The sequence below is a fragment of the Bifidobacterium thermophilum genome (assembly GCF_002846655.1).
In the GTDB taxonomy this organism is placed as follows: Bacteria; Actinomycetota; Actinomycetes; order Actinomycetales; family Bifidobacteriaceae; genus Bifidobacterium; species Bifidobacterium thermophilum.
In genome coordinates, this window is the sequence record NZ_PCGX01000008.1 from 366217 (window position 1) to 388153 (window position 21937).

11 protein-coding genes are annotated in these 21937 nt (G+C 57.2%); 7 read left to right on the top strand and 4 right to left on the bottom strand.

Annotated features, from left to right (window positions below; all coding sequences use genetic code 11):
* Positions 1-75: 75 nt before the first annotated feature.
* Entirely contained in the window at positions 76-2553 is a 2478-nt protein-coding gene (locus tag CQR48_RS04215) for a phosphoketolase (RefSeq protein WP_101452099.1), read from the bottom strand.
* Positions 2554-3222: 669 nt separating this feature from the next.
* On the opposite strand from CQR48_RS04215, the gene guaA reads away from it, so the two are divergent.
* The 5 genes from guaA to CQR48_RS04240 all read left to right on the top strand — a co-directional run bounded on the left by guaA (position 3223) and on the right by CQR48_RS04240 (position 13124).
* Positions 3223-4785, top strand: a complete 1563-nt coding sequence (guaA, locus tag CQR48_RS04220; protein ID WP_101452100.1) for a glutamine-hydrolyzing GMP synthase — start codon at positions 3223-3225, stop codon at positions 4783-4785.
* Between the two features lie 330 nt (positions 4786-5115).
* On the top strand, positions 5116-6402 hold the full coding sequence (locus tag CQR48_RS04225) for an amidase family protein (RefSeq protein WP_244898934.1): 1287 nt from the start codon (positions 5116-5118) through the stop codon (positions 6400-6402).
* Between the two features lie 318 nt (positions 6403-6720).
* A complete protein-coding gene (locus CQR48_RS04230) occupies positions 6721-7623 on the top strand; it encodes a tetratricopeptide repeat protein (protein ID WP_101452101.1) in 903 nt (300 codons plus the stop codon).
* Between the two features lie 952 nt (positions 7624-8575).
* Complete coding sequence (locus CQR48_RS04235) at positions 8576-9556, top strand: excalibur calcium-binding domain-containing protein (RefSeq protein WP_180334545.1); 981 nt, start codon at positions 8576-8578, stop codon at positions 9554-9556.
* 253 nt (positions 9557-9809) lie between these two features.
* Positions 9810-13124, top strand: coding sequence for a DNA/RNA helicase domain-containing protein (locus tag CQR48_RS04240; protein ID WP_180335113.1), 3315 nt, complete (start codon positions 9810-9812; stop codon positions 13122-13124).
* Positions 13125-13252: 128 nt separating this feature from the next.
* Here the strand turns inward: CQR48_RS04240 and CQR48_RS04245 are convergent, their stop codons facing one another.
* A complete protein-coding gene (locus CQR48_RS04245) occupies positions 13253-15376 on the bottom strand; it encodes a DUF262 domain-containing protein (protein ID WP_180334547.1) in 2124 nt (707 codons plus the stop codon).
* A 307-nt stretch (positions 15377-15683) separates the two neighbouring features.
* Between CQR48_RS04245 and CQR48_RS04250 the strand changes: the two genes are divergently transcribed.
* On the top strand, positions 15684-15905 hold the full coding sequence (locus CQR48_RS04250) for a hypothetical protein (protein ID WP_101452104.1): 222 nt from the start codon (positions 15684-15686) through the stop codon (positions 15903-15905).
* 290 nt (positions 15906-16195) lie between these two features.
* Here CQR48_RS04250 and CQR48_RS04255 read toward each other — a convergent pair whose 3' ends face one another.
* Positions 16196-17338: a hypothetical protein gene (locus CQR48_RS04255; RefSeq protein ID WP_143252477.1), complete on the bottom strand. Its 1143-nt coding sequence runs from the start codon at positions 17336-17338 to the stop codon at positions 16196-16198.
* A gap of 604 nt (positions 17339-17942) precedes the next feature.
* Between CQR48_RS04255 and CQR48_RS04260 the strand changes: the two genes are divergently transcribed.
* Positions 17943-19742 (top strand): ATP-binding cassette domain-containing protein, encoded by a 1800-nt coding sequence (locus tag CQR48_RS04260; protein ID WP_101452106.1) that lies wholly within the window; start codon positions 17943-17945, stop codon positions 19740-19742.
* A 324-nt stretch (positions 19743-20066) separates the two neighbouring features.
* Here the strand turns inward: CQR48_RS04260 and CQR48_RS04265 are convergent, their stop codons facing one another.
* Positions 20067-21536, bottom strand: a complete 1470-nt coding sequence (locus CQR48_RS04265) for an MFS transporter (RefSeq protein ID WP_101452107.1) — start codon at positions 21534-21536, stop codon at positions 20067-20069.
* Positions 21537-21937: the final 401 nt, after the last annotated feature.

Here is a 21937-nt window from a genome sequence, read left to right on the forward strand (position 1 = left end):
GAGGGGCACCGGGATTGTTCCCGATGCCCCTCCTGAGCTTAAGGCTTATGCCTCATGCGTCTTGCGACGCTTCAATCACTCGTTGTCGCCAGCGGTTGCGGCGGTGGCGGTGACGGCGCCCTGCTTGGCGGTGTTCACGCCCGGCCACACCCAGTCGGTGTAATCCGGATGATCGTAGCCCTTGTCGACCGCGAACTGGAAGGCTTCGTCGCGGAAGGCCTCCAGCTTGTCGATCTCAGCGGCGTACTTGTCGGCATCAACCATGCGCAGAGCCTCAGCGGTCAGCTCGTAGCGGTCGATGTTGTTGACGCGCACCATGTCGTACGGCGTGGTGGTGGAGCCCTGCTCTTCGTAGCCGTGAACGTTGAAGTTGTCGTGGTTCGGGCGATCGTAGATCAGGCCGCGCACGTCGCGGGCATAGGAGTGGTAGGCGAACAGGACCGGCTTGTCGGTGGTGAACAGGTCAGCGAACTCCTCATCGGTGAGCGCCTCGTTGTTCTCCTTGGCAGACTGGAGCTTGACCAGATCCACCACGTTGACGACCTTGAACTTGATGCCGAGCTTGTTGAGCTTGTCGGCAGCAGCCATGATCTCCTGGGTCGGAACGTCGCCGACGGAAGCGAGGACGATGTCGGCCTCGTCGTTGGACTTGACGTTGGAAGCCCACTTCCACTCGGCAGCACCCTTCTCGAGCTCGGCACGAGCCTCGTCGAGGGACAGCCAGGTGGCGGCCGGCTGCTTGCCGGCGATGATCGCGTTGATCATGTTGGTGGACTTGAAGCACTTCTCGACGACGGCCAGCAGCATGTTGGAATCAACCGGGAAGTAGATGCCAATCACGTGGTCGTTGTTGAAGCACTTGTTCAGCAGCACGGAGGTCACACCCGGATCCTGATGGGAGAAGCCGTTGTGATCCTGGCGCCACACGTGAGAGGAGACCAGCAGGTTCATGGAGGAGATCGGCTTACGCCACGGGATCTCGCGAACCGTTGCCTCCAGCCACTTGGCGTGCTGGTTCAGCATGGAGTCGATCACGTGCACGAAGGACTCGTAGGAGCTCCAGATGCCGTGACGGCCGGTGAGCAGGTAGCCCTCGAGGAAGCCTTCCATCTGATGCTCGGAAAGCTGCTCGGTGACCTGGCCGGTGACGGCCATGTGCTCATCAACCTGAGCGGACAGGTAGCCGGCATCCCACTGCTTGTTGGTCACTTCATAAGCAGCAGCAAGACGGTTGGAAGCGGTCTCGTCCGGTCCGAAGATACGGAACGAATCCGGGTTGTTCTTGATGATGTCGCGGCAGTAGACACCGAGACGACGGGTGGCCTCGAGCTGACCCCAGCCGTGGCCGTACTCGGAGACTTCCTTGACCTCGTAGTCCTCGAGCTTCGGCAGGTTGAGCTCCTCGCGGATGCGGCCGCCGTTGGCGTTCGGGTTCTGGCCGATGCGCAGCTCGCCCTTCGGCATGAAGGCGGTGACTTCCGGACGCACAGCGCCCTTGTCGTCGAACAGCTCTTCAGGCTTGTAGGACTCGAGCCAGTTCTTGAGCACCTGGAAGTGCTCTTCGGTATCGCGAGCGGAAGCCAGCGGCACCTGGTGAGCGCGCCAAGAGCCCTCGGTCTTCTTGCCGTCGATGAACTTCGGGCAGGTCCAGCCCTTCGGGGTGCGGAAGATGATCATCGGGTAGAACGGACGGGTCATGTCGTCGGTCTGAGCCGCGGCCTTGATGTCGCAGATCTCGTCGAAGACGGACTCGAACAGGTCGGCGAAGCGACGGTGGATGGACATGTGGTCCTCATCGTCGAAGCCAGCGACGAACTCGTACGGCTCATAGCCCATGCCGTGGAAGAACTCATGCAGCTCTTCGTCGGAGATGCGGGAGAGGATGGTCGGGTTGGCGATCTTGTAGCCGTTGAGGTGCAGGATCGGCAGCACGATACCATCGGTGCGCGGGTTGATGAGCTTGTTGGACTGCCAGCCGGTAGCCAGCGGGCCGGTCTCGGCTTCGCCGTCGCCGACGATGGCCGGCACGAACAGGCTCGGGTTGTTCATCACAGCGCCGTAAGCGTGGGACAGAGCGTAACCAAGCTCGCCACCCTCGTGGATGGAGCCCGGGGTCTCCGGAGCGAAGTGGGACGGGATGCCACCCGGGTAGGAGAACTGGCGGAAGAACTTCTGCAGGCCAGCCTCATCCTTGGTGATGTTCGGGTAGTACTCGGTGTAGGTGCCGTCCAGGTAGGACTGAGCGGTACCGGCCGGGCCGCCGTGGCCCGGACCCATGATGATCACAGTGTTCTGCTGGTGATCGGCGATGAGACGGTTGATGTGGCCGATGAGGAAGTTCAGGCCCGGGGTGGTGCCCCAGTGACCGACGAGACGATGCTTCACGTCTTCGCGGGTGAACGGCTCCTTCATCAGAGGGTTGCTGCGAAGATAGATCTGGCCGATGGACAGGTAGTTGGCGGTGCGCCAGTACTTGTCAACACCTTCGAGGGCTTCCTCGGAAACCGGAGCGTCAAGCTTCTTCCAAGGGGTGCCAATAACAGGATTCGTCATGTGTACTCCTGTACTCCTGCACTGTTCGTGCGATTGGTTGTTTACATTCGGGCAAGAAGACCTCAGGCCTTGCGGTCCGTGGACTTCTCTCCCTGTCGCAAACCATCGTACGTGGAGCACACGACTTTTGCACGTTTTTTTGCATGTGTGTTCGAAACTGTTGTTAAATTTTGATGTATTGTGAGATTGAGATGGTGGAGATGTGAAGGTGAATGCAAGATGACAATGCCTCCAAAACCGCGGAATATCAAGGAATATAGTAGTTGCTGAACATTTTGGACGTTCATTTCGGTGAAAAACATGGCGGCGTGTTGACGCGTGGCGTGTTCTGTTCATGTTCGCTTGCTGGTGTGGTCGGTTCCTAGGAGTAGCGGCGCGGTGTGCGACCGGATTGCCGCACGGCAGGCGGGTATTGCGTCTGGTGGGGCAGTCGCGGCCGGTATCTGGCTGTTGTGTGATTGGATTGTCGCACGGCGGGTTGGTTTACACGACTTTGGGATCTGGTGTTGGGGTCACATGTCGCGGAGCGACTGGGATGCCGCTTTTTGCCCACATGTCCAGTATGAGTTTGTGAGTTTGCCACATATCCACCGCGGCGTTGTCGGCTTGCCACGCAACAATAGGTATGTTGTTGTGACCAGTCGATTGTATAGATAGGGAGAGTCACCTATGGCGAAAGGTCCAGTGCTCGTCGTCGATTTCGGCGCGCAGTACGCCCAGCTTATCGCGCGTCGCGTGCGCGAAGCCAACGTGTATTCCGAGCTTGTGCCCCATTCCATGTCCGCCGACGAGATGCTTGCCAAGGATCCGAAGGCCATCATCCTGTCCGGCGGCCCGGCCTCCGTGTTCGAACCCGGCGCCCCTGGCATCGACAAGAAGATCTTCGAGGCCGGCGTCCCGGTGCTCGGTATCTGCTATGGCTTCCAGGTTATGGCGTATGAGCTTGGCGGCACGGTTGATAAGGCGGCGCTCGGCGAGTATGGCAAGACCGAAACCAGCATTGACGACGCCGAAGGCATCCTCGCTGGTTCCCCTGCCGAGCAGACCACGTGGATGAGCCACGGTGTGGCTGTGGAGAAGGCCCCTGAGGGCTTCAAGGTGCTTGCCCACACGGAGGGCGCTCCCGTTGCCGCGATGGAGGATGAATCCCGCAAACTCTACGGCGTGCAGTGGCATCCGGAAGTCAAGCACACCCCGCGCGGCCAGGAGCTTATCGAGACCTTCCTGCATAAATGCGCTGGCCTCGACCGCGATTGGGACGCGTCGAACATCATTGAAGACCAGGTCAAGAAGATCCGTGAGGAAGTCGGGGACGCCCAGGTGATCTGCGGCCTATCCGGCGGCGTGGATTCCGCTGTTGCCGCCGCTCTCGTGCACAAGGCGATCGGCGACCAGCTGACCTGCGTGTTCGTGGACCATGGTCTGCTGCGCAAGGGCGAGGCCGAGCAGGTCAAGCATGATTTCGTCAAGGCGACTGGCATCAAGCTCATTGCCGTTGACGCCTCCGAGGACTTCCTCACTGCACTCAAGGGCGTCTCCGAGCCGGAACGCAAGCGCAAGATCATCGGCGAGAAGTTCATCCGCACGTTCGAGAAGGCCCAGCGCCAGGTCATTGAAGAAGCCGGCAAGAACGGCGCTGAGGTGAAGTACCTCGTGCAAGGCACCCTGTATCCGGATGTCGTCGAGTCCGGCGGCGGCGACGGCGCGGCCAATATCAAGAGCCACCACAATGTCGGCGGCCTGCCCAAGGACATCAAGTTCAAGCTGATTGAACCGCTGCGCACCTTGTTCAAAGATGAGGTGCGTGCGATCGGCACCAAGCTTGGTCTGCCGGACGATATCGTGTGGCGTCAGCCGTTCCCCGGTCCGGGGCTCGGTATCCGCATCATCGGCGAAATCACCCGCGAACGGCTCGATTTGCTGCGTGAAGCTGACGCCATCGCCCGCGAGGAACTGTCGAAGGCCGGTCTTGACCGCGATATCTGGCAGTGCCCGGTCGTGTTGCTGGCTGACGTTCATTCCGTGGGCGTCCAGGGTGACGAGCGTACCTATGGTTCGCCGATTGTGCTGCGTCCGGTCAGCTCCGAGGACGCTATGACCGCCGATTGGTCGCGCGTTCCGTACGACGTGCTTGCCACCATCTCCACGCGCATCACCAACGAATGCCGTGGCATCAACCGCGTGGTGCTTGACGTGACCAGCAAGCCGCCGGCAACCATCGAATGGGAGTGATGCCGGAGCACGCCGAATTTGCGCATCGCCGAGAATCCATAGGAGTCTCCGGGGATCGCCGGGACAATTCGGTGATCCGGTGAGAGGCTCGCAGCCGTTGCAATGGTGGCTGCGAGCCTCTTACCGTATCTGTCGCTTGTCGTATCTGTCGTAGCTGAAAGCAGCCGTGCGCTTGTGCCCGTCTACGTTCATTGCATGCTTTTTCGTGGATTCCCGACCGCGTGACGTCGTCACACGCCCTTGACCAAGCGGACTTACGATGGGAACGACGCTGATCGGGCGCGTTCAGTGACCCGAATCATCAACTGCATGATCGACGGGAGGAACGACATGACATACCGGACATCACATGGGGCATCGCATCGGCACGCAGTCGATGGCGCCGCCGCAGGCATGGCAACCGGGGCGCGGGCCATTGATCCGACCATCTGGCGCGTCCTCGGCACGCCGCTGATTGCCGCCACCCACCCCGGTCCGCTGTCAGGCATGGGTGTCGCAGTGAAGGATTTGTATGCGGTCGCCGGGCAACGCGTCGGGGCAGGCAATCCCGCCTATTTGGCTGAATCGCCCGTCCAAGAACATTCCGCTCCCGCGGTCCAACGTCTGCTTGACGCAGGAGCGGATGTGATCGGCATCGCACGAACAGACGAATTCGCATACTCCCTTGCCGGTGCCAACGCGCATTACGGTACACCGCCGAACCCGAGAGCGCCGAGACGCGTACCGGGAGGATCGTCTTCCGGCCCGGCAAGCGCGGTCGCTTCAACACAGGCGACCATCGGTTTGGGGACGGATACGGCGGGATCGATCCGCATTCCATCCGCATATCAAGGATTGTGGGGGTTGCGCACCACGCACGGCAGAATCAGCCGTGAAGGTGTGCACCCGCTATCCGGGTCGTTCGACACGGTCGGCTGGATGACCCGCGACGCACAGACTATGGATGCCGTGACGCAAGCGATGCTGCCTGACCGGGACTCGGCGACATTGTCCGGCGAAGTGGCGGTCTGCGTGTTGCCCAGCCAGATGGTGGATGCGGATGTCGCTGAAGCGTTCGGACGTTCCTGCGATCTGATGCGCAGCGCGACGCTTGAAAGTGGACGCGCACGCCCCGACACGTGGGATGAACTCACCTTGGACGCCGACATGTTCGACGGGTTTCTTGACATCTTCTCCGTGGTACGTGGTTATGAGGCGTGGCGAGCCAACGGCGGCTGGGTACGTGGGCATTTCGACGCAATCGCCCCGGATATCGCCCAGCGTTTCCGTAACGATGCGCAGATTGGCGAGACCGCATATCGCCGAGGATTAGAACGGTTGGAGCAATCTCGCGCGATGGTCAGGTCACTGGTGGGCGACAGGGTGCTGCTCATGCCGACCGCCGCTACTGTCGCCCCGACCCTCACGGAACAAGATGACCCCGACACTGCGGCCCGCACCCGCAAACAGACCATGCGACTGACGTCCCTTGCCGGCATCGGCGGCCTTCCAGCCTTGACCATGCCTATCGCAACCGCACAAGGATTGCCGTGCGGTGTGTGTCTGATTGGTCCTGCCGGGAGCGATAAGGCGTTGGTGGCGTTCGGCAAGGAGCTTCGCCGGCGGCTTTCGGCGTGAGCTCGCGCGATACCAATCGCGGCAGCGGGTCGGCGACTGGAATAGGGGGCGGAGAGCGTCGTCCGTCTGCCGGCGATTGCGATTGGCGTCCGTCTGCATGGCCACCGCGGGAAATCTCAGTTTGCCGCTGTGAGCCGCCGATTTGGGCGTATCGCCTTGCAATAATGCGGAAGTTGGAATCGTCACGCCGTTTCGCGTAGAGTAGGAGAAGGATTTCAGTTGCCGCAAGAGACGCGGCAGCTGGCGGCGAAGGGCCTCGAGATATGCAGCATGAAGCAATGCAAAGCATCATGATGCAGCCAGAAGAAAGGGAAGACCATGGACGATTTCGATGACGATGAGAACATGTCCTTCGAAGAGTCGCTCAGCCACGACGAGATGGGGCCGGTGACCGTGGAGACGCTGCAGAATATCGAGCAGCAGATCAACGAGCAGAACGGGGTGCCCGTGTGGGCGGTTGTGCAGAATCTGTTCGTACCGACCGCACACCGCATTATGCAGGATGCCGGAAGCGTGATCGGCGAACGGGCGGCGAGTTTCGTGCGTTCCACATTGGAAGAAGTGATTCGCACCACACCTGATTCCGGCGATGACCTGCCTGATGTGTCGCTGAGCGTCACCGGCGCCATGACCTTGCTCGGTTCGTACTATTACGATGGCGTGCTTGGCGAGCAGGATTACACCAAGGCGTTCGAATACTACAAGGAGGCAGCGGAACGTGGCGGCATCCGGGCGACGCTGAATCTGGGGTACTGTTACCAGTACGCTCACGGGACCGGGCGTGATGACGGCAAAGCCTGCACCTGCTACAGCGTGGCGTATCTCGCTGACCCCACCAACCCTGAAGCGCGCTACAAGATGGCCGACATGTTCTTCAACGGGTATGGTGTGCCGCGCAACGAAACCGTGGCCGTACAGGCGTATCTTGAGATTCTCGACAAGGTCACCGATGATGACAATCAACAGTGGTTCGCGGAGAATGAGGAATCACTGTACCGCCGGCTCGCGCTCGCGTATCGCGATGGCAGGGGAGTCAAGCGTAGCCCGCTCAAGGCGCTTGAGTATTACGAGAAGCTGGAGATCATCCACTATCGTGACTTGGCGCATGGGCGGCGTGACACACCGTATTACAGTACTGCACAACACTTGGACAGTGTGCAGAAGGAGATCGCCAAGCTGCGGGCGGAGTTGGACTCCGATCCGACGGCGGCGTCGATGTAAGCTCGGGCGGCGCTGGCGGGCATGGGCAGGTGCGTGCTGGTGCTTGCTAGCGTGCGTGGGCTGGTGCGCGGTATGGTGTCGGCTGGCGCGTACTGGCGTTTGCTGGTACGAGTGCTGGTATCCGGGCTGGCATGCGGGACTTTATCCGTTGACGGGTCTGTTTGTGATGATTTCCCATGTGGGGTGTTGGAGATTGTCGGAAATCTTGGGGGATTGTGGGAGATTACAGCAAACTGGCCGTTTGACGGGTAAAGTCCCGTGCTGTTGTGGGTGATGAGTGCGATTCGGTCACTTTGCGGGCCAAGTCCCGTGTTTTCCCGGGAGTTTACCGCAGATCGGTCATTCGACGCATAATCTCCCAACCACGGATTCCTGCCGATGTGTAAAAACCGCGAAATTCCAACATTCTCATTTGGGAGATAATCACCAAATCCCGAAATCCGCGAGTTCTCCCGGGAGCATTTTGGCAGATGGGCGGAATCGGGCTAAACTGCCACTACTTGAGGAAGCTCAGATTGTCTGTTCCCAACAGCACCGCTGTGTGTCGAGTGAAAAGACGTCAGCTTTCCGTCACATGCACGAGGCTACTCCTAGCTGTGAAGCTGCGTATGTTGGTACCGCATGCGATGCTTGATTCTTGGGATGCGGAGCAAGTAACCAGAGTATACTCACTTGTTCGCCTTGGTAGGTGCGTGTGACTGGATACCAGAGCTGTCCAATATTGTCGATGCATTGTTGTTCCTCATGTGTCTTCTTAAGAGCGGGGCGCAATCTTGTTTTCGCCGATTTCAGCTGTCTTCGTGAAGTACATTACTTTATGGCGTATCGATGTTGTAATTGTTTATTGCAGCTATTGTTGTTAGGGCGCATAATTCCGTATTGTGCTAGTCAGTCATCACTCGTTGATTTACCGGAGCGGACGATTGTCTGTTCCTGGGAATATCACAATCATGTGAAGAGTAAGAAGAATGCAGCGGAAGCGATTCTGGTTGTGGTATTAGCGGCAGTCTTCATCATTGGAGTGATTTCCGCGAAGATTATCGATACGGTGAACATTCCTGATGTTGTATCCGAGTCGCTGGCGGATGCTCTTGATGAGCTTGAAAATGCTGGTATCGATGAGGAAGATATTACTGTCAAGGCGTCGAACTTTGATTATGATACTGTGATGGAGCTTGTTGGCAATAATTCCAGTAGTTACTCAAATAGCATCGACGATACCAATTTTGATATTTTCGACAGCCAGTGGGGCCGTGAAGCCAAGATCGTCGAAGAAAATCCTAAGCCAGGTAGATATGACAAGAACAAGTACATTAATGTAACGATTACAGTCAGGCTGAGCAAGAGGGGATTGAGACAGTACAACAAGGCTGTAGCGGCGATGCGTGATCAGGATGCAGCGAGAGAAAAGCAATATCAGCAAGAAATGGCTGATCAGCAGGCGCTGGAGACTAGATTCAACTCGTTGAAGGGGAAAATCGAAGCTGGTCAGTGTGTGTCAGTGAGTGGTTGCATGCCTGATGTGGAAGCGCTAGGTGCACAAGTCGAATATGTATCGGATTCCGATGTCACCAGTAGTGTGGCTTTGTCCCCGGATGAGTGGCGGTTCAAAGACGATACGTCCTCGGACTCTATCAATTTCAATATTCCCTTAGTTACATTGTCGGTTGAACAGATTCCGTATCCTGAGTTGCATCCGGATGCTAGTGAATCATCCTCGGATCGTGAGTCGTCTCCGAATCCTGGTTCGTCGGAGAGCTATTCCGATACCGGTAGTAGCGGCGGCGGGAGCAATCGCTGGCAGTATTACAAGAACTGTAAGCAGGTGTGGAATGCGCTTGGACATGGAATCACGAGTAGCGATCCGGGGTATTCGCGTGACTTGGATGCTGACGGCGACGGTCGTGCGTGTGAGGTGAAGCCGAACTACTGACCGGATGAGTGGTTATGTGTGTTCTGGCCAAATGCTCTTTAGGAATAGTGGCGTTCTTCAACTTTTTCTAGGGAAAGGGGCTTCATGCAAGGCACTTGGGAGAATAATGACATGTTCTCCATCGTCAGACTGCAATTGTCGCATCTGAAGACGAGGCTATCGCATTCACTTTATTAAAAGACATTGTTTTCACAGACGTGCGTCGTTGCCGCTACAATTGCTTTTTCAAGGAATTGGCTCATAGGGAGAGATGATGACTGAACAGTTGGATGTTGACGGGGCTGTAGAGAATCACAGCAATTTCCAGTTGTCTACAGATGAAAATGTCAAGGATGATCTTGACATGAACTCTCACGATAATCTCTCCGGGAAACTGCCGGCTATCGATGAATCTGAGCTTGCTGGAGAACTTGAGATCCAACTGAAGCATCTTCTCAACAGGCACACCGGCAAACGCGATGACCAGACGCCATCGTTCATCCAAATGGATTATGACCGCTGTGTGGATGTCGGAGAATACGAACAGCCGTTAAAGGCGGAGCTAGAGACGGAGCTGCTTCATTTCTTCGCAGAGGGGTATCAGCACGCTGTTCAAGAGCAAGCTGGCGATGCGGAACTTCTTGATCATTCCGTTGTTGAGTCAGCTTCGCTGGTATTCGCCAATCGCGCTGTTCAGCATTTGAAAGAAGACACGAAAGGCCAGTCGTTTTCTGCTGCTTCCCGGAAATATCTCAACCGTCGGCGTATTGAAACAGTTGATTATCCAGTCGTGTATATCGTCTACGGCAACGAGGAGACTGGCGCGTACGATGTTACGCTGAAATACGATACTGTCGACGGCAGGAAAATCTGGTTCAATCCAGACAGTGAGGACGCCAATGCTGTTCGGCGATATGTTGCCTCATTTGATTCCGATGGCAGCGATATCGGGAATTCTCTAGAAAGCCATGACGATTCTACGATTGCTGAGGATTCGCACGATAAGGATTCGCGGAGCTTACCGAAGGGCGTTGATGGGGATCGCTATAAGTGGAAGCGCGGCTATACCGTGTACGTGGGGGAGACCAATGACATCGCCCGTCGTGTCAGGGAACATCTGAACTCGGATCCTTCGGGCAGATCCGATTGGGCTGAAGTCGCGAAAAGACTCACCGAAAAACCTGGCTCCTACAAGCAGGTGCTTATCTGTGATCAGTTTTTCACGAAGTCGATGACGGAAGACATCGAAGACCGTCTCATTGACTATATGGTCGGTGTCCCGGACGTCAAGAAACTGATGAACCGCCGTCGCAATCCGCAGAGCAACTACCATCAGTCCGAAATGACCACCCAGATATTCCATGACATCTGGCGCGGACTTGGCAATTTCTGGAGCGAAAAGCACCCGGATAGCCCCGAGCTGTTTCCCGATGAACAGGTCATTTTCGACTCGGCGCTGTTCAAAGCATCCCCGTTCCATAACCTCACCGATGAGCAGCGGAAAGCTGCGCGACTCATCATGAATGTTGTCGAAAACAAGTTGCGGGCGTTCTCGCAGTCGGAAAAATCCGGGGATGCTCCCACACATTCGCTGATTCTGGTTGCCGGAGCGGCTGGAACCGGCAAGACCGTCCTGCTCAGTCATCTGTTCTATCGGTTGAACGAGGAACTCGGCGATATGCGGGGCGCTCGCGATAAGAGTGAAGTGGATCTCATCGTCAACCATGACCAGCAGCTCACCGTCTACCGGAATATCGCGAAGAAACTCGGGATGGATAAGGTCAATACTTCCAGCATCACGGGCAGGAAAACCGTGGCTGAAGTGACCAAGGCGATCGGGTTCATCAACGCTAAGAGTTCGAAAATTGAAACCGAGGAAGGCAAAGAATATCAGAATAAGGCGAAAGTAACGCTTTACGACTATGATGAGCCGGCAGCAATTGCCGATGTGGCGCTTGTCGACGAGGCGCACCTGCTTCAGACAAGATCAAGCCAGTCATATCAAGGCGGCAACCAGCTGTACGACATCATCATGCGTTCCAAGGTCACGGTTGCCGTTTTTGACCCCAGCCAGATTATTCAGGAGCGTTGCGACTGGAGCCCTGACCTGATTGCGCGCCTCTTCCCCGAAGGGTGGCGTGACCTTGCTTCCGCGGAATTCGCGGTTGCCGACCCGTTACGGCAGAATGCCGCAGACGCTGCGAACAGCAGGTCGCGGAGCGTGGACTTGCCGATTATCCAGATGAAAACACCTGATATCGATTACTGGTCCCGTAAGAAACGCAACATGGAGGTTCCGCCGCTGCCTGAAAAAGTCGACAGGAAACCGCTCACCGTCGATGTGACGAATATCGTCCTGAAAGCGCAGATGCGTGTGTGCGCGGATGATGCAACCATCAACTGGATTGACGATTTCATCGCCGAACATCAGGATGATAATCGCACATCAGCATGCGGCGTTATCGGTCACATCCCAGCTGATCCAGGCGAAATGCGTGAACCGCAGGAGGAAAATTACAGGAATATCGATGGTTCGTATTCGGAGCCGAAGGCATCGACGATTGAATGGGTGCGGCAACCGTATGAAATCAAGGTGTTCGAATCCCCTGTGGAACTGTTCCAGGCAATCTATGCAAAGGCAAGACCGAATAACCTCAGCAGGCACGAAGGTGGTCTATCAAGGGTTATAGCTACATATGACTGGCCTTACACGTCAGGCAAAGTAAATGAAAACGATCCATGCGGCTTTTGGAATGTCGAAATGTACCGTGATGAAAACGGGGATTGGCAGCCTGGTCTTTCTAAAGACATGAAGCAAGAGATTGACAGTACTGTTCATGCATGCGCGCAGTCTATGGGAAGTGCATTGGTCGAGATTTTCGGCATTGGGGCGAAGAATGTGGATGTCCCGGATGATGACGTTATCTCGTCCATGCCAGATGATCGATTCTGCATACCGTGGAATATGGAATTCACGAAATATAGTGGGTCCCTTGGTAACAACACATCGGGAAAGACGCAGTCAGGCACCGATACATCACATAAAAAACGAGGCATCTATCAGCAGACTCCACAAAGCGTTACCGAATCGCTGGCGTCGCTTTCGGACCGCTGGTCTTCAACGAAACACCGTGTTGCCGAAGAGCGTTCATGGGCTGAAGGGGAGCACACGGTTTTCGAAGTGGGCTCGACCTATACCATTCAGGGATTCGATCTCAATATCGCCGGTGTCATCATTGGACCGTCTGTCAAGTACCGTGACGGCAAGGTGATATATGATCCTGATGCCAGTTGCGACCAGTATGCCAAGGAGAAGAAGGCATCACAGGAGGACCGAATTCGCAATATCCGCAACCAGTTCAATGTCCTGATGAAGCGCGGTGTGCATGGGTTGTACATCTTTGCAGTTGATAAGCAGTTGAGGGAGAAGCTGTTGGAGGAATACCAAGGCTATCTTCAGGAAAGAAAAGAACAGGATGCCAATAATCTTGTGCAATGGAAGCGTATGGTGAAAATATACGAAGCGGAACACAGCGCAGCGTCAGATGATGACGAAAGCACGGAGAACGAACTGCAAACGTTATCCTAGGTCTGAGTAGCCCACTGTGTTGTATTTCCCGGTACCGCGTCCTGTGATGGCATGGCAAATCACAGGACGCGGAACCGGTTGTACTGCTACCGCGAGTAGTCTACTTGCTACCGTAGCGCAACCTTCAATCAGCACTGATTAATCAGCTTCATCACCTGAGGAATATCTTCTGCGCTTCGCAGATCCACCCGTGTCAGGCATCCCGCCTCGAATCCGTGCGGTCGCTTGTCCTGCGCGTAGCCGTTCGGATCGTCAAGGTCGTCCATAGTTGCGTTGAGGCCAATGCCGAGGCTTGTGGAGCTGGGAAGTGCCTTGATGACAATGTGCAGTGCCTTCCCGCTATCGGTGTAATAGCCCACGTAGTTCTTTTTCACGCCGAGCGTCCAGTTGGGCTGCGCTTCTCGTATCGCTTGCTGGAGCAGCTCGAAGAGCTCGCGGCATTTGCCGCCGGGTGCGAGTTCCGGTTGTGAGGTTTCGATTGTCCAGCTGCCGGAACGGGATGTCGTTCTCGGTCTTGGTCGGTATTGGTCGATGATGTTCTCTTGCAACGTGGGGCGCGGCCATATCGTGCAAGCTCTATCGGCGAGCATCTCGGCACGTCGGCGGATGGTTTCCGTGTTCCACACGCCGCAATCGGCGATATACCGGTTCAAGCTAAGCGGACTGTACTTGTACCCTCCAGGCTGGAGGCTCTGCTTTTCCGGGAACGACTTGTTCGAATATTCCTGGTTGTAACCGGTGAGTGTGAGATTGCCGAGTGTGTGGCACAACGTGTCGTGGATGTTCTGCCAGTCCGGGCCGAGCATGGTCTTCCAAGCGGCGGAATCATCGATGGTCTGCGGCATGACATGCTCAATCTGGTACATACCGGAATTGATGGGTTCCTTTGGATGGTACGAGTCCTCCAGATGTTCCAGCAGATACTGCTTGCCTTTCTTGAGTCCGTTGTAAATGTCGCGTGTTGTGAGCGCCTCGGCGAACTCGCCGTCATCGGGGAAGTAACCGGTGGTGTTGTTCTCGGGCGCGAGCAGTAGCGCGGTCAGACACTGTTGCGGATTATCGGCATCATCAAGCCTGCGGTACATGCCGGCGAACATCTTGTTCAGGCCCTGTGTGGATTTGCCTACCACCATGCGGCGGAACAGGAAGGATTCGATAGTGTCGCACAGGCTGCCGAACTCATCCTTGGTGAGTTTGCGCTCATCCATCAGCGTGTACAGACACATCAGGAGCGGGCGCACAGGTCTCACGCCAAGGCTGTTGATCCGGTCGAACCTGCGTTTGAGACTGGGGTCGGGCTCCTGCCCGAGGAACAGGCATGCATATCGTGTCGCGTACGCGAGCAGTTCGGACAGTATGGTTTCCGGCTCCCGGTCGAGGTCATGGTTTTGGACGTAGTACTTGAAATCGTGGTAAGCGTTATCCTGCTTAGGGTTGCGCTCGGGGATCTTCAAATACAGCCAATACCAGAGAAATGCGTTGAATTCGTACTCGGCATCCTGTCCGAACAGGTGTTCGATATGGCTCCAATACTGGTCGTAGAGCTCCTTCTGCCGGCCGGCTGGCAGTGACAGGAGAATGAAGTTGCGTACGAGGTCGATTGGGGTGAGGGGCTTGCCTTTGGAATTCATCGACTCGAAGATGAGTTGGGCGTTGTCTTCATTGGGATTGAGCTCCGTGTCGATGATCACCAGCTTGTTTAGGCCGTTCCACAATGTCTCGGGGGAGACTCGCCCGCTGCGGATGTTGTCGGTGAAGAACGCTTTGGCTTCTACGAGACGGCGAATCGGTGACTGCGGCAATTTGGTGCCGTCCACTAGGGATTGCATGGTCGCCTTGTCGTCCATTGACAGGACGAGTTTATACCGCGATTCACCGCGGTAGTCATCGTTGAACAGGTAGCTTTTTCGCAAGGATTTGGGGGAGAGGTCCGTGAGGAATTGCGCGCGGGAATCATCCTCATCCAAATAATCGAGCAGTGCGGCGAGGAGCAAGGACAGCGTGGTCATGCGCTGCTGGCCGTCGATGAGGAGCTTGCGGTGGATGCTGGTCGCAGTGCTGTCTTCTTCGGGAATGTACAGGAACGATCCGATGAAATGGGTCATGCCGTCCTTGCCCGCCAGTGTGACATCATTCCACAAATCCTCAAGTTGCGGGCGTTCCCAGGAATACTCGCGTTGGTACACGGGAATAATGAACTGGGTTCTATCCGCCCCGAGTAGATCAAGGAACCTTGCCTGTGTGGCCCGCATGATTAGTCTCCTTCTTCGGTGATGCCGTGGTTCTATGATATTGCGGGCTGGGGTGATTGGTGTGGGGTGTGGTTTGTGGGTTATTAGGTGCGGGTTTGCGGCAGAAGTGGAAACTCGCTGGTGTGCGATGATGATGTTGCACGGCGGCTTGATATCGTCTGTCGTGCAGGCATTCCGGCATCTACTTTGTCGCGGTGCGACTATCGCGCTACACGGCAACGTAGACGGACCATTCGGATTGTGAGGTAAGGTGGGGTATGGCGAACTCGTTCCTCGCTTGTTTCGCGATGGGCCTACAATCATCCGCATGGATTCAGATAAGTTCTGCTTCGCTGCCAACAGTCTCGTCAGGGTCAGTGCCGAGAAGGAAGCTGCGCTAAACAAACGCGACGGTATTGTCCCGTGGGATGATGCAAAAACGGCATGGGTAAACGCGAGATTCAAATACGCGCTCGAGCATGGGACTGATTTCTGTCAGTTCAAGGCTGGTGAAGAATATGATCGGCTTCATGCCCAGGGCAAGGTTTAGGTGCTGGTTGTCTGTGGTTGCTTGAGTGGTAGTGGGCTCTGTCACTGCTGGATTGCCGTGTTCCATGTGGTGCAGGCTGCAACGCTGAGGAAACCGCACTCAACCGACGCGACCCACAACTGCAAAATAGTCAGCGTCATGAGAAAAGAAAACGGGAGCCTATCTAGAATGGCTCCCGCTGTTGGGAGACCGCTTCACATCCGCAAAGACCGGTCGAGTCATCCCGTGTTCATGTCATGTCGAGGCTATCGATAGTAACCCAGAATCGCAACTGAGCGGCGTGTTCTGTTTCAGTGTCGCCTCGATCCATGCGGCCACTTCACATACCGCTTGAACAGCTTGATCGCATCATCGGGAATATACGCGGTGTCGGCAAGGTGCATGGCATGAATAATGCCGACAAGTCGTGAGGCACTCATGACTGGAATGCCTTGGTATTCGGCGGACGTACCGGATGGGGAATCAGGGTCATAACGCACGTGCCTGTCGGCTGCCCACTGCAGGTTACTGACATCCGGCGTGCCTTCGGGACCGGGGACAAAGCAGATCACCCATTGTGCGTCGATGTTGTGCTCTCTGAGCAGAGGCTCCCACATGGATTGCTGGTGCAACATATTCGACGATGTCGCAAGTGTGACTCGCCCGTCCGGACCGGTCACGAACGCATGCTGAGATTTGCTGATTCGCGCAATCGTGCTGTTGCCCATGCAAATGTATTTGGTGTCCTTGCCGCCCTTGTAATACTTGGCGTCAACAAACCAGGCATGTAATCGTCCTTCATAATCCATGCCGAGCAGCACGCAGTCAATGTCGGCGTTTGTTCTGCGGCCGTTGCTGTCCAAACCATAAAGGCTGTAAAACCCGATGACATTGAGGTTGCCGTTCTTGTTGAACGCAGCGATGATTCCAGCCAAAATCTTCTCACCAATCATGCCTGAGGAGATGCCTCGTTGGCCGTAACCGCTGTGTTCAAGTCCGCTGCCCGGGAATCCGTACAGTTGCCCCCGGTAGTGCGCCTCACCCAGATTCACGCCCATCGCGGCATGGTATGCGTCGCCAAGCGAGGTGCCATATAGTTCCTTAGATGCGTCTTGTGTCACCATGCGGTACCCCTGATACGTCATTTCATCTGGTGGCGCTGGTTCGATGCCATATTCGGTGACGGCGTCATGCAGCGGACCGGGATCATGCTTGTCCAGCCAAGCAGCGTCGGTATGGCGTCTGTATGCCGTCGCCGTATGCCCGGGGATGAGCAACAGCAGCAGCGTGATTATTAATGCGCATGCGATTACTGTGTCCGGTTTGGAGGTGTAGAGCGTATTTTCGCCGGAACCATTACCGGTAGATGCTCCGTTGTCGATCGACACAAAATATAGAAAGTCGAACAGCACGGCATACCACGAGGGGATGCCGGAGACAACGGCTATCAGCACACATGCAATCCGGAACTTGGTCGTCGACGTAGCGGGGGTTTCGGAATACTGACGACCGGACGCCTGAAATCCGATGAATGCATCGATGGCTACCAAGACGGCAATGACCAGAATGCAGGTAATCGGCAAATCCCTCACCCCTCGATACGTCTCCCGGCAATCTCTCCTTCGGCAGTATCTTACGCCGGATCGGGCTTATTGTTCGGGGCAGCGAGTAACGATTATCGCAATGACTCTACCTTGCTGCTGTGTGATGGTCTGCTCGCACTGTGGTGAGGTATCTCCTGTTGAGGTTGAGGGGCGCAGGCAATCAGGTTGTGGCGTGAGTGTGGTGTAGCACGGCGGGCTGAAAGCGACCATTGGTACGGCCATTCTGATTGCTATCTCGTCGTGGTGTGAGTGTGGTGTCGCACGGCGACAAGATAGTGCCCAATAGTACGGTCATACTGCATATTCTCTCGTAGCGTTGCGACTGTGGAGTCGCATGGCGGGCTGCTAACGCCCCTAGGTACAGTTTCCGGTCGCAATCTCGCTGTGTTGCGACTGCTGCATCGCACGCCAGGCCGATGCCCCGTCCACCGTCTCTGTTAGTATCGACCACAGCATGTCTATCACCGCATTGAATCTGTCACATATCACCTACACATACCCCGGGGCGCCGGAACCGATTTTCGAAGACGTTACTGTCACGTTCGCACCCGGCTGGACCGCCGTGCTCGGCGACAACGGCATCGGCAAATCCACGCTCATGCACATCGCACAAGGCAAGCTCACTCCGGAACGCGGGCAAGTCAGCCCATCGGACGCGGTCATCGCGTTCTGCCCGCAGGATGTCGCAGCCGTGCCTGACAACTTGGATGATTTCTCCGCCGACTGGAGCCCGGAAACCATAGCGATACGCGACACGCTCGGCATCGCGGACGACTGGCCGTACCGGTACGACACGCTCTCAGGCGGGGAACGCAAACGGTTGCAAATCGCGTGCGCGCTTGCAGCGCACCCCGACGTCCTGATTCTCGACGAACCGACCAACCACGTTGACGCTCCGACCCGGAACGCCATCGCCCAAGCCATGCTCGACTTCACCGGACAACGCCATGCCCTGGCAACCACCGCCATGCCCACCGCGAACGGGCAGCATCACGAAGAGAGCAACGGTAAAGAAAACGCCACATTGCCCGCACCCCGCCGGGGACGCGTCGGCATCGTCGTCAGCCATGACATCGAACTCATCGACCAAGTCGCCATGCGATGTGCCTGCTTCGAACGCCGTCACGTCGGGCACAGCAACATCACCGTAGTCACCATGCGTCCCGGCAACTACACGGCTGCGCTCGCCGACGCGACCGCCCAACAGGCAGGGGAGCGTCACGCCCTCGATCAGGCAAGCAAAGAAGCCGCGCGATTGCAACGCGAAAGCGCATCACGCCGGCATGATGCGGCACTCGCCGCGACATCATGGCGGGCGAACCGAACCATCTACCGCAAAGACCATGACGCGCGCAACGCCGCCAAACTCGCCAAAATGACCAGTGTCGACGGCTCCGCCGGCTCAGCGCAGGCGCGCCTCGACGCCCGGGTTGAGGCCGCACGGCAGGCTGCGGACTCCATTACGGTCGCCGCGAAACGCTACGACGGGGATCTGGCCGCATTCGCCGGCATCGAACCCAGCCATGCGACGGAACTCGTCCGCCTAGATGCGGGTGTTATTCCGTTCGGGGCATCGGCAGTGCAAGTTCCGGCGCAATCTGACGACCCTGTTGCTGGTGCGGGCGGCGAGAGCAGTAATACGGCGGAAGTTGGGAAATCAGGGAAACCGATTGATATAGCGCAATCGGCGGGTACAACAGGAGCGGCATCGGATATCCCCGTGACCGCACACGCCTGGCACACCCCGGACGGTGTGCGCATACCGGTGCTCAGCGTCGGGCCGAACGACCATATCGGCATCATCGGACCGAACGGCGCCGGCAAAACAACCATCCTCAACGCGTTGCTCGCACGACTCGACACGCAGCCATTCGACGTGCCGCGGCTCGTCATCGCGCAGAACACCACAAGCGACGACGCGCACGCTGCGCTCGACCAGCTGGCGCAACTGAGCCCCTCCGACCGTGGCGACGTGCTCTCAGCCATGGCCCAGCTCAACGCAGACCCCGACCGCATCCTCGCCGCCTCCAGCGAACCCTCGCCGGGTGAACTGCGAAAACTGCTCCTGTGCCTCGGCGTCACGCGCCACCCGCATCTGATCATCATGGACGAGCCGACCAACCACCTCGACCTGCACTCCAGGCAGGCACTCGCCCGGGCGCTTGCCACGTATCGTGGGGCGGTTATCGTCGTCAGTCACGACATGCCGTTCCTGCGTGAGGCGGTCACCCAGCTGTGGCAGGTACACGCGTAGGTGAGTGACGGGGGCCGCGGTGGTTGGTGAGTGATGGGTACTTCCGGCGTGCATCTCGCCTTTCTGTAGTACCTCCCGGAGCGCATCTGCTCTATCCGTGTTCGTGAAAGTCGATATCGCAAGTATCGGCCGCGGAATATCAACGATGCTACTCGTGGTATCGGGTGATGACGCACACAAATAGACGAGATAGCTTTGAGCAGGTACTACAGATACCGCAGATGGCGGTGCGTGCGTGCGGTATTCCGTTGTATCAGTCCGGTGCATGCAGGCAGGAGCCGACGGGGCAGCGGTTTTGGCCCGGTCGCTGTTGTATCCGCCTGCTTACGCTTCCCTCCGCACGCGGAAGGAGATGGCGACACAAGCACCAACAGCCAGCGCCAACACCAGCAGGATGATGAAATCGATACGGCTGCCACTCACGGTCGCAGAACTTACAGGCATGTGCAGGGTCTGCGCGGCAATCACCGCACTCATGACTGCGGTGCCGAGTGACCCGGCGAACTGCTGCATCATCGAGAACAAGGAGTTCTGGTCGGATTTTTGCCGAGGTGCGACATATTTACTTGCGTCGGACATCGTGATGCCGAATCCGATATTGAAACCGATTCTGAGCAGCGTATAGAAGATGCCGGTCAGCACAACGGTCAGCGATTCGGCGAACCCCGTGAGCAATCCCAACGCCAGTACCATGAGCGTGATGCTGACGGTGATCGGCCGGCGCAAACCGGAACGGTCGTAGGCCTGTCCGGCGAAGGGTGCGGCAAACGAACCGATCAGCGAACCCGGCAGCAGCATAAGACCCACTGTCATCGCGGAATCGCCGAGTACGTCCTGCACGTAAAGCGGGAACACAATCGAAATGCCGATATTGATGAACTGCATGCCGAAATATGAGAACAGACGCAGTCTCACCATCCGGTTGTCCAGAATCGAATAATCGAACAGCCTGCGCGCGCCATGACGGGCATGCCACACCATGACGGCTATCAATGCCAGCACGATGAGCAGGCCGATCCAGAACCGCGGGGACAGCCAGCCGCCCCGTCCGGCCTCGTTGACTGCGACAAGCAATCCCAAGAACACGCAGGACAAGACCGTGAGCCCGATGATGTCAAAGCGTTGGCCGTCAACACCCGGCGCCGTACCGTGGATGGTGAACGAGCCGGCGATGCCGATGCATACGAACAGGGGGAGGACGCCTACGAAAATCGCGCGCCAAGACCATACGCTGGTCATAATGCCGCCATACGAGGGTCCGAGCGCCGGTGCCAAGGAGATGATCACGGCGGCGAAGCCGGTGTACACGCCGAGCTTGCGTACGGGTACTTGGGTGAAAATCGTCTGGAACATCAGGGGTGTGGCGATGCCTGTGGCGATTGCCTGGAGCATGCGCCCGAACAGCAGCAGGGCGAATCCGGGGGCAACCAGGCAGATGAGCGAGCCGATGATACTCGTGGCGAGCGCGAAGAAGAACAGTGCGCGGGGATTGAACCGTTTGAGCAAGTATGCGGTGCTGCCCATGACGATAGTCACCAGCAGCAGATACCCGGTGGCGAGCCATTGCACGGTGGTCAGCGGTACATGCATGCTGCGGATGAGCACCGGGAAGTCCACGGTCATCGAGGTTTCGATGAGAATCCCGACGAAGGAGAGCATGCCGATGGACGCGATGGCCGCGCGCGTGCGCCAAGGGACGGGGGAGTCGGCTGTGTCGCGGTTTGCGGGGCGCAGGTCGGGGTTATGCTCCGTGCTGTCTGCGGGTTTCGGTTGTTGCTGTGTGCTTTCGGGCATCGTGCTCCTTGTCGTGGCGTTGTCGTCGTTTGCCGTCGTGCATCGTCGGTTGCCGTCACAGGTCGTGAGCCGTGTCCGGACCGATACGTTGCTATGCGCTGTCATGTGTCGTCTGTTGTGCGGCGGCTTGCCTGCTCGCGCGTGCCGGCCGGTATCGGGTTTGCAGGAGGCGCGGTTTGCGCGGGTGCAGACGTTGTCGGCGGTGCTACTGGCGCTTTGGGCGCTGCGTTAGCATTGGGCGCTGCGAGTGGGGCATGTTTTCGTCGCCGATCCCATGGGGCGTGGTGCGTCACCTCATTCAGCGCGGAAGACGGTCATACTCTACGCACCGGGGGTGGACGGTGCCGGGGGCGGATGGGCGCCGGCAGTAGGTGGCATCGGTGGTTTTCGCAGAAAAGGGG

Coding starts and splice junctions, on each gene's coding strand:
- CQR48_RS04215 (WP_101452099.1), bottom strand. CDS start 2,553: ATGACGAATCCTGTTATTGGCACCCCTTGGAAGAAGCTTGACGCTCCG.
- guaA (WP_101452100.1), top strand. CDS start 3,223: ATGGCGAAAGGTCCAGTGCTCGTCGTCGATTTCGGCGCGCAGTACGCC.
- CQR48_RS04225 (WP_244898934.1), top strand. CDS start 5,116: ATGACATACCGGACATCACATGGGGCATCGCATCGGCACGCAGTCGAT.
- CQR48_RS04230 (WP_101452101.1), top strand. CDS start 6,721: ATGGACGATTTCGATGACGATGAGAACATGTCCTTCGAAGAGTCGCTC.
- CQR48_RS04240 (WP_180335113.1), top strand. CDS start 9,810: ATGACTGAACAGTTGGATGTTGACGGGGCTGTAGAGAATCACAGCAAT.
- CQR48_RS04245 (WP_180334547.1), bottom strand. CDS start 15,376: ATGCGGGCCACACAGGCAAGGTTCCTTGATCTACTCGGGGCGGATAGA.
- CQR48_RS04250 (WP_101452104.1), top strand. CDS start 15,684: ATGGATTCAGATAAGTTCTGCTTCGCTGCCAACAGTCTCGTCAGGGTC.
- CQR48_RS04260 (WP_101452106.1), top strand. CDS start 17,943: ATGTCTATCACCGCATTGAATCTGTCACATATCACCTACACATACCCC.
- CQR48_RS04265 (WP_101452107.1), bottom strand. CDS start 21,536: ATGCCCGAAAGCACACAGCAACAACCGAAACCCGCAGACAGCACGGAG.